General features: G+C 45.0%; 17 protein-coding genes. 2 read left to right on the top strand and 15 right to left on the bottom strand.

Going from position 1 to position 13,667, the window contains the following annotated elements; genetic code table 11:
• Window positions 1-186 precede the first annotated feature (186 nt).
• From ccmI to ccmA, 9 genes are all read right to left on the bottom strand, one after another.
• Window positions 187-1,419, bottom strand: coding sequence for a c-type cytochrome biogenesis protein CcmI (gene ccmI, locus QQL66_RS14485; RefSeq protein WP_284382347.1), 1,233 nt, complete (start codon window positions 1,417-1,419; stop codon window positions 187-189).
• The gene (locus QQL66_RS14480; RefSeq protein ID WP_284382346.1) at window positions 1,420-1,920 is read right to left on the bottom strand and encodes a cytochrome c-type biogenesis protein; all 501 of its coding nucleotides are present in this window, start codon (window positions 1,918-1,920) and stop codon (window positions 1,420-1,422) included.
• Window positions 1,917-2,441 (bottom strand): DsbE family thiol:disulfide interchange protein, encoded by a 525-nt coding sequence (locus QQL66_RS14475; protein ID WP_284382345.1) that lies wholly within the window; start codon window positions 2,439-2,441, stop codon window positions 1,917-1,919. The genes QQL66_RS14480 and QQL66_RS14475 overlap by 4 nt, the downstream gene beginning before the upstream one ends.
• 33 nt (window positions 2,442-2,474) lie before the next feature.
• Window positions 2,475-4,421: a heme lyase CcmF/NrfE family subunit gene (locus tag QQL66_RS14470; protein WP_284382344.1), complete on the bottom strand. Its 1,947-nt coding sequence runs from the start codon at window positions 4,419-4,421 to the stop codon at window positions 2,475-2,477.
• Window positions 4,422-4,432: 11 nt separating this feature from the next.
• Entirely contained in the window at window positions 4,433-4,894 is a 462-nt protein-coding gene (ccmE, locus tag QQL66_RS14465) for a cytochrome c maturation protein CcmE (protein WP_284382433.1), read from the bottom strand.
• An 11-nt stretch (window positions 4,895-4,905) separates the two neighbouring features.
• Window positions 4,906-5,088 carry a heme exporter protein CcmD gene (ccmD, locus tag QQL66_RS14460; protein WP_284382343.1) on the bottom strand — a complete coding sequence of 61 codons (183 nt, stop codon included), beginning with the start codon at window positions 5,086-5,088 and terminating at the stop codon, window positions 4,906-4,908.
• 121 nt (window positions 5,089-5,209) lie between these two features.
• Window positions 5,210-5,986 carry a heme ABC transporter permease gene (locus QQL66_RS14455; protein ID WP_284382342.1) on the bottom strand — a complete coding sequence of 259 codons (777 nt, stop codon included), beginning with the start codon at window positions 5,984-5,986 and terminating at the stop codon, window positions 5,210-5,212.
• The gene (ccmB, locus tag QQL66_RS14450; RefSeq protein WP_284382341.1) at window positions 5,983-6,663 is read right to left on the bottom strand and encodes a heme exporter protein CcmB; all 681 of its coding nucleotides are present in this window, start codon (window positions 6,661-6,663) and stop codon (window positions 5,983-5,985) included. The genes QQL66_RS14455 and ccmB overlap by 4 nt, the downstream gene beginning before the upstream one ends.
• Entirely contained in the window at window positions 6,653-7,297 is a 645-nt protein-coding gene (ccmA, locus tag QQL66_RS14445; protein WP_284382340.1) for a cytochrome c biogenesis heme-transporting ATPase CcmA, read from the bottom strand. Before ccmA ends, ccmB begins: the two co-directional genes overlap by 11 nt.
• Before the next feature lie 112 nt (window positions 7,298-7,409).
• Here ccmA and QQL66_RS14440 point away from each other — a divergent pair, with 112 nt between their 5' ends.
• Together QQL66_RS14440 and QQL66_RS14435 are read left to right on the top strand one after the other, a co-directional pair.
• Window positions 7,410-9,398, top strand: coding sequence for a hypothetical protein (locus QQL66_RS14440; protein WP_284382339.1), 1,989 nt, complete (start codon window positions 7,410-7,412; stop codon window positions 9,396-9,398).
• A 3-nt stretch (window positions 9,399-9,401) separates the two neighbouring features.
• Window positions 9,402-9,701 carry an EscU/YscU/HrcU family type III secretion system export apparatus switch protein gene (locus QQL66_RS14435; protein ID WP_284382337.1) on the top strand — a complete coding sequence of 100 codons (300 nt, stop codon included), beginning with the start codon at window positions 9,402-9,404 and terminating at the stop codon, window positions 9,699-9,701.
• Window positions 9,702-9,759: 58 nt separating this feature from the next.
• On the opposite strand, the gene QQL66_RS14430 is transcribed toward QQL66_RS14435, so the two are convergent.
• The 6 genes from QQL66_RS14430 to QQL66_RS14405 form a co-directional block, all read right to left on the bottom strand.
• Window positions 9,760-10,155, bottom strand: a complete 396-nt coding sequence (locus tag QQL66_RS14430; protein WP_284382334.1) for a DUF2802 domain-containing protein — start codon at window positions 10,153-10,155, stop codon at window positions 9,760-9,762.
• Window positions 10,156-10,166: 11 nt separating this feature from the next.
• Complete coding sequence (locus tag QQL66_RS14425; RefSeq protein WP_284382333.1) at window positions 10,167-10,376, bottom strand: hypothetical protein; 210 nt, start codon at window positions 10,374-10,376, stop codon at window positions 10,167-10,169.
• 112 nt (window positions 10,377-10,488) lie between these two features.
• Window positions 10,489-10,968 (bottom strand): chemotaxis protein CheW, encoded by a 480-nt coding sequence (locus tag QQL66_RS14420; RefSeq protein ID WP_284382332.1) that lies wholly within the window; start codon window positions 10,966-10,968, stop codon window positions 10,489-10,491.
• 295 nt (window positions 10,969-11,263) lie between these two features.
• On the bottom strand, window positions 11,264-12,265 hold the full coding sequence (locus tag QQL66_RS14415) for a chemotaxis protein CheW (RefSeq protein WP_284382331.1): 1,002 nt from the start codon (window positions 12,263-12,265) through the stop codon (window positions 11,264-11,266).
• A 57-nt stretch (window positions 12,266-12,322) separates the two neighbouring features.
• Complete coding sequence (locus QQL66_RS14410; protein WP_284382330.1) at window positions 12,323-12,874, bottom strand: hypothetical protein; 552 nt, start codon at window positions 12,872-12,874, stop codon at window positions 12,323-12,325.
• 12 nt (window positions 12,875-12,886) lie between these two features.
• Window positions 12,887-13,660 (bottom strand): ParA family protein, encoded by a 774-nt coding sequence (locus QQL66_RS14405; RefSeq protein WP_284382329.1) that lies wholly within the window; start codon window positions 13,658-13,660, stop codon window positions 12,887-12,889.
• Between the last annotated feature and the right edge of the window lie 7 nt (window positions 13,661-13,667).

Raw genomic sequence — 13,667 nt, 5'->3', positions numbered from 1 at the left:
TGATGAAACCGGTTCCAATCCTTGATATTTCCTGGACAGAAACACCAAAATAAAACCTCTGAAATTAACCCGCAATAGTATAACAACAAGGGCTTAAAAAGAACTCTTGGAAGGGCTTTGAAGGGAAAAGGAGATAAAAGAAAGAATCAAGAAAATGCAGGCTACGGATGTAGCCTGCAGAAGTATCTATTGGCTCAGTTCAAGAACGACCACATCAGGTATCGCATTCATGTCGATGGCCTTACTCACCACCTGAACATCACCTTCTGAAGGCATAGCGGAACCGGATACAGAGATACGCGCAACAATCTGCACTTGCTGTGCATCTGATAGCTTGGCCATCCCTGCCATTGAAGTAGAATCATCCAATTGCAGCGACACAGGTAAAGCACCCAAGTTCAAGCTTTGAATAGCAAGAGGCATCTTAGGACCATTAGCATGACGCGCATAGACAAAGACTCTAGTGTCAGGTGAGAACGCTTGCATTACCTCTTCAGTCACACCTACAGCAACCTGAATCGCAACCGCAGAAGCGCCAGCTGGTTTTGCACTGTCGTCCTCAACCACTTCACCATTTTGAGCAGCAAGACGAGACTTGGCTGTTTTAATACCTTGTCTTAAAGACTCAGCATTCGGCCCTTCTTCAACCAAGGCTAAAATTTTCTGCCACTGTTGAATTGCTTTCTCATAGTTCGCTTGCTCAAAGGCGAAAATACCAGACACACCCAAAGCCGTTGGTTCTTGAGGATCTAGCTCCAACGCCCCGTCAATCAACGCCTCTTCCTCTTCTGTAATAACAGACGGATTACTGAAATACAGTGATTGAGCTAATTGAGCCATAATCATAGCTTCACCTTCAGCACCTTTTGAAAGCGCCAAAGCTGCTCTTAGTGGAGTCACTGCATCAGCTGAACGCCCCAACGTTAAGTAGGTACGAGCCAATAACAACTGACCTTCCAGGCTTCCAGGGTCGGCTTTCAACTGATCTTCAAGTCGAGTCAGTAATTCTTGCTCAGACAGCCCAGCCACCCCTTTCAGGTTTTCAGCCATCTTCAAATCTTCAACCGCACCCAGTTTCCAATAGATAGCAACAGACGAAACAATGGCAAAGACACCAACCACTAACAGACCTGCAATACCAGATTTAGAGGATTGCTGTTCGCTGGCCGATTTTATGCCTTCCATATCCAACAGATAGCGGTCTTCCAATTCGCGTTTCTGTGCATCAAAAGCGTCTTGTTCAATTACTTGATCTGCCAGATCTTGCTCTAACTGGGCAAGGTGCTCGTTAAACACCCGAGTATTCAGTGCAGAAAGTTCAACATGATCCTCAGATTTTCGAGATAAGTGCAGAGGAAGAATGAAGAACAACAGCATTAATGCAGCCATTAATGCAATCGAGACCCATAGTAATGTCATTTATTCTTTCTCCGAGTTTTCTTTCAACAACTTGTTCAAACGAGCCTGACGCTCTTCTTCTGGTTCTGCTTGTGGCTCGTTCTTTGATGCTTTTCGCTTGTTCGCAACCAAAACAATTACAACCACCAACGCACCAAAAACCAAAAGAATGGCCGGACCAAACCAAAGCACATAGGTCTCTTTCTTGACTTCAGGGCGATACAGAACGAAATCACCATATCGAGCAACCAGATGCGCTTTAATTTCTTCGTCGTTCTTCCCTGCATCGATTAACTCACGCACTTTATTACGCAAATCCACCGCGATTTGAGCATTTGAGTCTGCCAGATTCTGGTTCTGACATTTCGGGCAACGCAGTTCATCAATCAAAGTTTGATAACGCTCTTTCTCTGCCTGGCTATCAAACTCCAGAATTTCAATCACCGCATTGGCCTGGAAAGAAGAGAACAGTAAAACTGCCCATAGACTGAATTTCACCAGACTGTGTTTTATCCCAATCATTGTGCCACCCATTTACGGTATTCAGGTTCAATCTTGGTCTTCCACACTCGCTCGTTGACATCACCCACATGCTTCAAACGAACGACGCCGTTTTTATCCAACAAATAAGTTTCAGGCGCGCCATACACCCCTAGATCCAAGCCAAGCATTCCATCTTCGTCTTTAATGTTAAACACATAAGGATTCCCTAGTTGTTCCAACCAGGTTACGGCCTTATCCGTTTCATCTTTGTAATTCACACCAAAGATTTTTATGCCCTCAGAAGCTAATTTATTCAGATAGGCATGCTCTTGTTTACAGGTTGGACACCAGGTTGCCCAGACATTCACCAGAGAAACCTCACCAAGTAAATCTTTTTCAGAAACCGCTGTACCGTCAATTTTCTCAGCAGTAAAGGCAGGAAACTGCTTTCCAATCAATGCTGATGGCAACTCTTTAGGGTCAAGACTCAATCCACGGAACAAGAAAAAACCTAATCCAATGAATAGAAGAAAAGGTACAAATAACGTAATACGTTTCATTATCTAGTTTTCCATTAATATTCGTTGTCTGAGTTACGCTGTCTGCTTTTTCAAACGATAACGTTTATCCATCACCGCCAATATTCCGCCGATAGACATCAGAATTGCGCCCAACCAAATCCAGCGAATAAATGGCTTAACATGCAAACGTACCGCCCACGCCTGACCGCCTTCGAGCGGCTCACCCAAAGAGATATAAAGATCCCGGCTCAATGCAGGGTCGATACCGGCCTCTGTCATCACCTGGCGACTTACGTTGTAGCGACGTTTCTCAGGATGGATTGAAGTAATCTGCTCACCATCTTTATAAACTCTAAAGTCCCCCACATCCGCCACATAGTTTGGACCTCTGTGACCTGTGGTTCCGTTGAATTCAAAGGTATATTCTTCAACATCCACTTTATCGCCAGCAGACATACGAACGTCTTCCTGATGATCATAGACGGCAACCATACAAATACCTACCAAGGTCACCACCACACCTAGATGCGCGAAATGCATACCGTAATAACTACTTGGCAGTTTCTTCATGCGATCAAAGAGCGATGTGCCGTTCGACGTACGGCCTTTAAGATCCACCAGCACTGATCCCAACACCCACAAAGCAAGTGTCATTGAGAACCAAACAGCCCCGTCAAAATCGCCTTTGTAAATGAACGGTACAGCAAGGCCAGCAACGATCGAAAGAGCCAAAATCGCAGTCAGCTTGCCGACCAGATACTTAGCTTTAGTTGCTTTCCAACGACTGATCGGCCCAATCCCCATGAACACAACCAATAGGCACATCATAGGAACAAACACCGTATTAAAATACGGAGGCCCTACCGAGATTTTTCCTAAATTCAAGGCATCGAACACCAGCGGATACAAGGTGCCCAACAAAATAACAGAAGCAACAATCGTTAAGATGATGTTATTGATGAGCAGAAAGGCTTCTCTCGACAACCACGAATAGTTGATTTTCGAATGTACTGTCGGAGCTTTAATGGCGTACAACAGTAGCGAACCACCGAAAGTAACAGCCAATAGACCCAGAATGAAATAGCCACGACTTGGATCAGTCGCAAAGGCATGCACAGACGTTAATACACCAGAACGAACCAGGAAAGTCCCCAGCAAGCTCAGTGAGAACGCCACGATGGCCAATAACACAGTCCAGCTTTTGAAGGCTCCACGTTTTTCAGTCACCGCCAAGGTATGAATCAACGCAGTACCCACCAACCAAGGCATGAAAGACGCATTCTCAACCGGGTCCCAGAACCACCAGCCGCCCCAGCCTAATTCGTAGTAGGCCCACCAACTACCAAGCGCAATACCCAGTGTTAGGAATACCCACGCGACGACAGTCCAAGGACGAGACCACTTAGCCCAAGCCGCATCTAATTTACCGGTCATTAAAGCTGAAATGGCGAATGCAAAAGCCACAGAGAAGCCAACATAGCCCATGTAAAGCATCGGAGGGTGAACAATCAAACCGAAGTCTTGCAATAACGGGTTCAAATCGGCGCCATCAGAAGGCGTATTCAACAACAGACGTTCAAATGGGTTAGACGTCATTAGAGTAAATAAAGCGAAACCGGTTAACACCATGCCCAACACAGCAAGCACACGGGCTAACACATCGTCTGGCAAACCTTTATTCAAAATGGAAACCGCAAAGGTCCAACCACCTAGAATCAGAACCCACAACAGCATAGAGCCTTCATGGGCACTCCAAACTGCTGAAAATTTGAAACCGAACGGCAACATAGAGTTGGAATGGCTGGCAACGTATTTAACCGTGAAATCGTCCTGAAGAAAGGACAAGGTTAAACACGTAAAACTAATTACCAAGAAGGTAAACACACCCCAAGACAACGGCTTTGCCGCTGCCTGAAAGGTTTTATTATTGGTGGCTGTGCCATAAAGTGGCAGGATTGATAATGCCACAGACATAACTAAGGCTAGGATGAGCGCAAAGTGCCCAAGTTCAGGAATCATAAGGGCACCTCTTAATACTGTGCAGGTTTTTCTGAGTCGCTTTTGACCTTGTGGCCTGATTTTTCAAGCGCTTCAGCAACTTCTGGTGGCATGTAATTTTCATCGTGTTTCGCCAGTACTTCACTCGCAATAAACACCCGATTGGCGTCCAACTTACCTGTCGCAACAATCCCCTGCCCTTCGCGGAATAAATCAGGAAGGATACCGTTATATTGAACAGTAACGTTGTTGGCATAGTCAGTGAGCACAAACTGCACATCTAACTTCTCACCACGTTTCACACTGCCTTCCAACACCATACCACCCGCTCGGATGCGCTGTTCAACAGGCGCTTTGCCGTCAGCAATATCGGTTGGAGAAAAGAACAAATTAATATTTGAAGACAAGGCGTAAAGAATTAAACCGATTGCGGCACCTGCGGCCAGTACAATCATACAAACGGCAATTAACCGCTTCTTACGTTTTGGATGCATAGCCATACTCTCTACCCCTCCAGTTCTTGTCGACGGATATATTTTCTGGCGCGCGTTTCTGCATTCTTTTTCGCCATATTTGCGCTAACCACATTGTAAATGATCACCGCAGCACCGATTCCATAGGACAACCAGACATACAATCCATGTCCGCCCATTTCCATCAAAGCTTGTAACGACTCAAACTGACCCACTATTCAATCTCCGCCGAGTAAATCAAATCATCAGATTTGCTCACCCGTTCTAATCACTTGTACATTTCTAGTAGTATTTTTCTACTATGACTTTTCTACTAATGTTTGCGTCACGTATTCGTTATGATTTTAATTTTTCCTGAAGCCATTTCGCTTTGAACTCGCGTTCAACCACTTCAGCTCGCATACGTTTAAACAACATCCAACCAAAAAAGAGATAAAACCCTAACACTACAAGTAACGCCGGAAACCACATTTCAAATGGCATCGCCGGTTTTTCTGTTAACTTGAAGGTTGCAGGTTGATGCAGAGTGTTCCACCACTCTACTGAATACTTGATAATGGGAATATTTACTAAGCCGACTAACGATAAGACCGCTGTAGAACGACCAGCCGTTTCTCTGTTATCGATAGCGGAATACAAGGCAATCACGCCTAGATAGAGAAATAATAAGATCAGCATCGCAGTCAGACGTGCATCCCAAACCCACCAGGCACCCCAGGTTGGTTTGCCCCAGATGGCACCCGTAGCCAATGCCAATACCGCAAAAGAGGCACCAATCGGTGCACAATGCTTGGCAGCCATGTCAGCGAGTTTTATACGCCAGATCAGATTAATACCGCCAACAATCGCCATCATCATGAAGATCGATTGTGATAAAAACGCAGCAGGGACATGCAAATAGAAGATTCGGAAACTGTTGCCTTGCTGATAATCTTCAGGTGCAAACACAAGCCCCCAAACCACACCCGTCAGGATTAGTAGCATCGCCGGAATGGATAACCAAGGTAACCAGCGTTCACTCTTTTCATAAAACCACTTTGGAGAGGCCCAACTATGGAACCAGCGCTTAAATCTGGCTTTCCAATTTGGTGATGTTGTCTCTGCTAAACTCATCCGTTCCCCATACTAATCTTCAAAGACGCTGCACATGCAAATGGCGCACTTGCTAAACTGAACAATAACAAAGCAGCTAATATACTTAATTGACCTGAAACAGGTTGGTCAACAATTACGCCTTGCACAGCGCCGGTTCCAAAGATCAGAACCGGAATAAACAAGGGTATGACCAACAAAGGCAACAAAAGTGCCCCACGTTTTAAACCTACGGTTAAGGCGGAACCAATCGCCCCCACCAAGCTTAATGTTGGTAACCCTAACAATAAGGTAACCATCATCACAACATAGGCTTTAGAAGGCAGGTTCAACATATATGCCAAAACTGGCGACACTATAACTAATGGCAAGCCAGTTACAAGGAAATGATTGATCACTTTGGCCAGCGCAATGAGAAAGCCGGGTAAAGGCGACACCAACATGCGTTCTAAAGAGCCATCATCAAAGTCGGAACGGAACATATTTTCCATCGACAACATTGACGCCAAAAGCGCAGCAACCCAAACCACACCTGGTGCAATCACAGCCAGCTCATCAGGGTCCGGTGAGATGCCCAGAGGGAACAAGGTAATCACCATCACGAAAAACATTAGCGGATTGATTACATCACTTTTCTGACGAAATGCTAATTTCAAATCACGTTTTAACAGTGCAGAAAATCCAAGATCAGCGGCCATGCTTACCTCCTGGCATAAAGTCATCCAGGTTCACACGTTTCACAACGTCAATATCCAATACATGGTGCGTTGTTAAGATTACAGCACCACCTTGGGCCGCATGTTCTGCAATACGAGTTTCCAGTTGAGCCACCCCGGCCAAATCAATAGCCGTAAACGGCTCATCTAGAATCCATACTGGTAAATTCAGAAGATATAACTGCGCCAAAGCAACACGGCGATTTTGCCCTGCTGACATGGAATGGCACTCAACATCCTCATAGCCACGCAAACCTACTTCAGCCAGCGCGTTCTCAATATTCTCAGACACTGACGTCTCATAAGGCGCTACCAGCCATTCGAGATTTTCTTTCGCAGTCAACGCAGATTTGATCGAAGGCTTATGCCCGAGATACAACAAATGATTAAAGAAATCGTCACGCTCTTGATATAAGGGCTTTCCTTTCCAAAATAAATCACCTTCGAAATCGGGCATTAATCCCAACAAGGTACGAATCAGCGAAGTCTTGCCTGAACCATTGCGTCCAACCAACTGAATGACTTCCCCTGCAGACAGAGTAAAATTCAGGTCTTTGAATAAAAGTCGATCGTCTCGTTCGATCAATAAATTTTTGACTGACAGATATTCTGTCATGCTGACCCCGCCGAAATCATTTATGGTGAACCTATCATTTGAGGAGTCAGGAATATACTACAAATTCAATGTATTATTAAATGATGTAACTCAGTAGATTAGGCGTTTCGGAATGCAAACCGTTTTTCAACCCGGACAATTCAAACTCGCAGCTATTCAGCCCGCACCGCAGAATAACAACGCACAAAATGTGCTTAGCTCCCTTACCCCTAATCAAATGATAAAAGCGGATGTTCTGTCTGCCACGCTGCAACAACGCCCAGCACAGCCAACAACGGCACAGCAAACAACGGCACAGCAAACAGCAGCACAGCAAACAACAACGCAACAAGCCACTCAACAAACGATTGCCCAATACAAAGCGCAGATTGTCATCCAGGGAAAGATCATTGACATCATTACCCAATTTCCGTTGGATAAAGGCGATCAACTTGAACTTAAGGTGACTCAGAACCAACAACTGAGCATTGAAAAAGTAACACCGCAAACTCAACGCCCGGATTTGAACAATTCAGTAAAACAACCCGCATCGCAAGATGCTCAATTACTACAAAATGCGGCAAAGACAGCCGGCACTCCCCAGTCACAATCTGCTGAGTCACTAAAACCCGAATCACTAAAGCCCGAGCCAATCAAACCTGATTCATTCAAACCAACAACGCCAGTTAATGTGTCTCAAGAACAAATTAATAACGTGATTAAGATGTGGCTCGGCCAATCCAGACCATCAACCGGTGCACTGCTGGATTTAAGCATCACCATGGAAGCCGTGGCGTCTATCATCAAACAACTCCCAAATGCACCTCAGGCTAGCATGACGGGCGGAGATGTCCCCAAAGCACTGCCATTAAGTAACTTATTACTGCTGGTCTCTCAGTCAATCCAAAAGGATTTGTTTGATCGGCTACCACATTCAGGACAAACAGACTTCAAAGCCAATATTCAGACATTTATTAGAGAGCTAGTAACCTGGCAGTCACCGCTCACCAACTCAAACAGGCAAAATGTTTCACCCCAAATGGCACCATTAACTGCAACTCCAGTTAGCCCGCAACAAACACTGATAGCAGGATTGATCCAGCTGCAAGGTTTAATCGACCAAGCATTAGCACCTAAAGGAACCGCCCCTCAACCCAGCCAATTAGCGGCTGCGGTTCATCAAAACGCCAACACATCAACACCACTGCCAAACATTCAGACCAGCACCGGCATTTCACCCTCGGCACAAGAAACTCAAGCATCACACATCCCGATCTTGAAAGAGTGGACGCAAGTTCTGTCCTTAATGACACCAACCACACAATCGCAGTCAGATTTACTAGATTGGATGTTGGAATCCATACGACGAATAGCCGGCAACACAACCACCACAGACATCGCCGCAGCGGCAAAAGAAGCAAAAGCACAATCGAAAGAAGCTCTAACACCGGCACAGACAGCCACCACAAGCTCAATGTTGCCTGCCAATAGTTCCGTCGAAACACAACGCGCTATTGATAGCAGCCAATGGCTTCGCCTGGCCGAGTTCCGCAAACACCAATTATTTACAGGCAACGTTAAACAATCCTTACTGCAAGGCACTACGGAACTTCAAATCAGCAATGTACTCCGTCAACTAATGGTGAACGTTGAGGAGTTAACAGGTCGAATGACGGCACTAAGATTGGCCTCAGCGGGCAGTCAGATTGACGCAAACACGCCCACTCATATTCATATCGACCTTCCAATTATGACGCACACCGGCCCCACAAGTGTCGGCATCGACATCAGTGAAGAACTGCCTAAAGAATCCGATACCACAGGCAGTAACAAATCCTTGAAAAGCCAATGGCTTGTGCACTTGAAGTTTGAACTGCCACCATTAGCACCCTTTATAGGTCAAATCATTTACGATGTAGACAACGAGCACCTGACCGCGAACTTCTATTCCGATCACAAAGAGACCTTGTCGGTACTGAATGAACACCTTGCCGACCTTGAACAACAATGCAGAAGCCATTTATCCTCTCAGGTCAGTGTTAACACCCGCTTTGGCATGATCAATATGCCAAGAGAAAGCATCGTTAAAACATCCAGCCAATCATTGAGTGTAAAGGTTTAATCTATGAAGGAAGGCAAGACTATTGATACCGCCGTTGCACTCAACTATGACGGAAAAAATGCGCCCAAGGTAACAGCCAAAGGGGAAGATGAGTTAGCTCGTAAAATAGTAGAAGTGGCTGAAGAGCATGGTATCCCGCTCTATCACGATGAAAAATTGGCACGCACTCTAAGCCGGCTTGAATTAGGTTCAGAAATCCCTGAAGAGCTTTATCTAACCATCGCAGAGATTATTGCCTTTGCCTATAAATTGAGAGACAAAGTACCCGAAGGATTTACTCCGCCAAACGATCCGACACTTTAGTCACGATTTAGCAGAGTAAAGAAGAGTCAAGGAAGAGAAACGATCACAAAAAGTGCGACTAGTGTGCAGCGCCTAACGGTTGACGATTTACCAACATCAAAAGTTCTGCTTCAGCTTTTGACAAGCCACAACTGTTCACCAAATCTTCAGCATCAGCCCCCATTTGAATCAAACGAGACGCCTGCGTATATGGAAGGGAATTTGGGTCCTGGAATTCAAAGTCTTGTTGCTTTTCAACCGTATCGGCCAGATCTTTTTCAAGACCCATCAACTTTTTACCAATACCGATGCTACTGCTTTTGAATGCTTTAAACTCTGACAACACAAGCGCTAACTCTTCCGTTACCTGCTGCCTTGCCAGTTCACTTTTACGATAACAACTGTATGCGATACCAACTGAAATCAAACTTGCCATAGCGACCAGACCAAAGCCGATAAACCAGGTGAATTCCATAACTCCTCCAACTAAACATAGTCATCAATATGAGGATACTGTTCACCTTGCTCAGATTCAGACACAGATTCAATCTCTTCCGACACGTCATCTGTAGTATCTGGTTCTTCTTGTTCGGTGTTTTCAGTATCTTCTTTATCTTCTTCTCGGTACTTCCGAACCTTTCTTACCCGATTAACAGGCAGAATGCTTTCGGTCTTACCGATGTTTGGAGGCAACATGAGATCCACCCTTCGTTTATCAGATGGCCATTCACATTGTTGATCACAACAACTACTGTAACAATGGCGTTACAACCGTAAGAATTTAAACTTACGAGTTACAACCTACCAGTTACAGCATGGCCATTTCAGCCCACTCTTCTTCGCTCATCAGCTTCTCAAGATCGACGAGAATTAATAACTCACCGTTCTTATTGCAAACACCCTGAATGAATTTGGCACTTTCTTCAGTACCCACATTCGGAGCCGTTTCAATCTCTGACTGACGTAGATAAACCACTTCAGCCACTGCATCTACAAGAATGCCAACCACTTGGTTTTCCACTTCGATGATAACAATACGGGTATTATCCGTCGTATCAGCAGAAGCCAAGCCAAAGCGAGTTCGAGTGTCAATCACCGTCACTACGCTACCGCGCAGATTAATGATCCCTAAAACATAAGGTGGAGCCCCCGGAACTGGAGCAATCTCTGTGTAACGTAATACTTCACGTACTTGCATTACGTTAATGCCATAGGTCTCGTCGTCCAATCTAAACGTGACCCATTGCAAAATAGGATCGTCACCAGCCTGAGATGAATGCGCTGCCATCTTCTACCTCATAACACCAAAATTAAAACCAGTAAGAAAATTAACTTCTCACCCACATACCATTCATTTTAGAGCAGTTTACTAAAATCTTTGTCGGCCATAAGAAAAATTTCCTTAGAAATTTCCGTCTTATATCAACAAATATTCTATACCACCCTAAAATTCGTCAAAATTTTGGTGCTATAAAGTTAATTGCAGCTAATGTGCCAAAATGAGATCGTACAAACCAAAAATGAAGGCTCGCAGAAATTTAAGATAATCGAACTTAAGAAAGTAGCACTTAATAAAGTAGAACCTAAGATAGTCGTTGAGAGTTTTGATTCAGTAAATCAACCAAACGATTTACGTCAAGAATCGCACACATATGATCAATGACCGTACCCGCTAACCAAGGTCGCTTACCCGCAGATGTTCGCCACTTCACTTGATCCGGTGTTAAACGAATAGAATCCGACAACTGATGACTTAACAATCCCCACTCGCTATCCCCTAGTGAAATCACATAGTGATTAATCGGGTCTACCTCAGGGCATTGTTTTTCCGGCATCACCCATTTCGCAGTATGAACAACCCGAATGTTTTGCTGACCATCCATCGTAGGTTTAGGATAGAGCCCCAGAAACCACTCAGGCTGACCAAACAAGGGCGTCAATTCTTTATCAATGCGATGAATACCACCCAACAAAATTAAAGGCACCGCCAGCTTAATGCCACCGACATAAAACAGTAGACACTCGAAGCCCGAGGCCGCCCATTGCGGATAAGCTAATTCAACACCTTCAGGAGAAAGGGCTTTTTGACTCAGTTGCTGCTGGAACGATGTTGGATCGTCAGCCACTTGAATTGGGGTTTCTGTGGTTTCCTCTTCAAGCTCCGGCTCTTCAGTTGCTATTTCCGGTTCAGGAACCGCACTTTCAGAGACTATCACGTCAGGAATTTCAATATCCGGGACTGCAATCACTGGCGATTCGGTGATTACAGGAGCCGTTTCAACCATAGTCTCAGTGACATGCTCAAAATCAGGCTCTTCTGGGGTATAAGTCTCGATAACAGGTTCTTCAACCGTTTCCACCACAGATTCAACATGCTCAATGGTCTGAGTTTCAACCTTCACCTCAGGTTCAGAAGTCTCAGTCTCTTGAACACCAACAGTCTCTTGAAGCACAACTGTCTCTTGAACCGCAGCAGTCGTTGTTGCCACAGCCAACATATCATCAAGATATCCTTGCAATGCAGCCATAGGCTTAACCGCTTCCGGTTTCACCTTGGTTTTTGATGATTTTTGACTGTCACTCATAACACTACAACCTGAACAGTATTCTCTGACGATAAACCGCTACGCATCACAACCAACTTAAGCAGATACGCAGTCTATATTTTCATGTTTCTTTGCGTGCGCCACTTTATCGTATTGAGCACGTAATATTTCTTTTAATCTCGACTCTGGAAGCTGCTTTAACAATGCTAACAATTCCAACATAGCCAAAGACAGTTCCCCATCACTCATTGACGGTAAAGGCCTGTGGACCAAGTCCACCAAACAACTGAGTTGTTTATCTCGATCTATCTCGTAACTGAGCTTATCCAATTCATTGGAAAACTCAGGTGTCCAATCGATATCCAACCCTTCAACTGAAATTTCCAACGGATTCAATACCGTTCCATCTTTCACTTTAGTGGCGGTGGATGAAATATCGACTTGAGCATTCGGTTTTACAGAGGCAGATTCAGCACTGTTCTTATCAGAAGAAACCGACGCTGACTTACTGTCAGAAACACTCAGGTCACTTTTATCGGCACTGGAATCATCATCTTGATTAGTCTTTTTTTGTTCAGCAGAAGGCGTTGTCACACCAAACATGTCATTTAAATAATCGGCAACAACGTCTTTTTGACTGGGAACCATGAGAGCGACCTATCAAGACTCTTGAGCTGTTAATGTCTTCAACAACTTGGCATAACTGCGAACGCCCCGGCCTTCGGAATCATAAGCACTCGGAATCACCCCAGCTTTAGACGCATCCCTAAATTGCGTATCTACAGGGATCATGTGATCCCAAACGGTATCCGGGTAGGTATGTCGCATTTCTTTGACGCTGTGCAAAGAGGCATTAGTTCGACGGTCGAACATGGTCGGAACAATATGATACGGCAGCGGAGTGGGTCTCGACTTGGTCACCATATTTAAGGTGTGTACCATTCGCTCCAGCCCTTTCAGAGCAAGAAACTCACATTGCACAGGTATGATCAAACGAGAACAAGCAGCCAGCGCATTGATCATCAGAACCCCTAAGATAGGCGGACTATCGATCAAGGCATAATCAAAGTCATCCCACAATGAAGCTAATGAACGAGACACCACAAGCCCCATTCCCTCTTTGCCAACCATACTTCGCTCTAGCGTTGCTAATGCCGTAGAAGACGGCAGCAAATTGATATTGGAATGACTAGTATCCAGCAATAGTTGGCTTGGTAATTCAGGTGGAATCGCATCAGATGCCTGGAACAAATCAAAACAAGAGTGTTCAAGCTCATCCGGGTCATAGCCAAAATAACTGGTCATTGATCCATGAGGATCAAGATCAACCAGAAGCACACGCTTCCCTTGATCGGCTAACAAGCCCCCAAGGCTAACCGCTGTGGTGGTTTTACCTACACCACCCTTTTGATTTGCAACTGCCCAAACACGCATTGCCGAC

The organism is Litoribrevibacter albus (assembly GCF_030159995.1).
Classification (GTDB): Bacteria; Pseudomonadota; Gammaproteobacteria; order Pseudomonadales; family Litoribrevibacteraceae; genus Litoribrevibacter; species Litoribrevibacter albus.
The sequence above is the reverse complement of the archived record's forward strand: the minus strand, read 5'-3'. Positions and strand labels throughout refer to the sequence as shown.

Coding starts and splice junctions, on each gene's coding strand:
- ccmI (WP_284382347.1), bottom strand. CDS start 1,419: ATGACATTACTATGGGTCTCGATTGCATTAATGGCTGCATTAATGCTG.
- QQL66_RS14480 (WP_284382346.1), bottom strand. CDS start 1,920: ATGATTGGGATAAAACACAGTCTGGTGAAATTCAGTCTATGGGCAGTT.
- QQL66_RS14475 (WP_284382345.1), bottom strand. CDS start 2,441: ATGAAACGTATTACGTTATTTGTACCTTTTCTTCTATTCATTGGATTA.
- QQL66_RS14470 (WP_284382344.1), bottom strand. CDS start 4,421: ATGATTCCTGAACTTGGGCACTTTGCGCTCATCCTAGCCTTAGTTATG.
- ccmE (WP_284382433.1), bottom strand. CDS start 4,894: ATGCATCCAAAACGTAAGAAGCGGTTAATTGCCGTTTGTATGATTGTA.
- QQL66_RS14455 (WP_284382342.1), bottom strand. CDS start 5,986: ATGAGTTTAGCAGAGACAACATCACCAAATTGGAAAGCCAGATTTAAG.
- ccmB (WP_284382341.1), bottom strand. CDS start 6,663: ATGGCCGCTGATCTTGGATTTTCTGCACTGTTAAAACGTGATTTGAAA.
- ccmA (WP_284382340.1), bottom strand. CDS start 7,297: ATGACAGAATATCTGTCAGTCAAAAATTTATTGATCGAACGAGACGAT.
- QQL66_RS14440 (WP_284382339.1), top strand. CDS start 7,410: ATGCAAACCGTTTTTCAACCCGGACAATTCAAACTCGCAGCTATTCAG.
- QQL66_RS14435 (WP_284382337.1), top strand. CDS start 9,402: ATGAAGGAAGGCAAGACTATTGATACCGCCGTTGCACTCAACTATGAC.
- QQL66_RS14430 (WP_284382334.1), bottom strand. CDS start 10,155: ATGGAATTCACCTGGTTTATCGGCTTTGGTCTGGTCGCTATGGCAAGT.
- QQL66_RS14425 (WP_284382333.1), bottom strand. CDS start 10,376: ATGTTGCCTCCAAACATCGGTAAGACCGAAAGCATTCTGCCTGTTAAT.
- QQL66_RS14420 (WP_284382332.1), bottom strand. CDS start 10,968: ATGGCAGCGCATTCATCTCAGGCTGGTGACGATCCTATTTTGCAATGG.
- QQL66_RS14415 (WP_284382331.1), bottom strand. CDS start 12,265: ATGAGTGACAGTCAAAAATCATCAAAAACCAAGGTGAAACCGGAAGCG.
- QQL66_RS14410 (WP_284382330.1), bottom strand. CDS start 12,874: ATGGTTCCCAGTCAAAAAGACGTTGTTGCCGATTATTTAAATGACATG.
- QQL66_RS14405 (WP_284382329.1), bottom strand. CDS start 13,660: ATGCGTGTTTGGGCAGTTGCAAATCAAAAGGGTGGTGTAGGTAAAACC.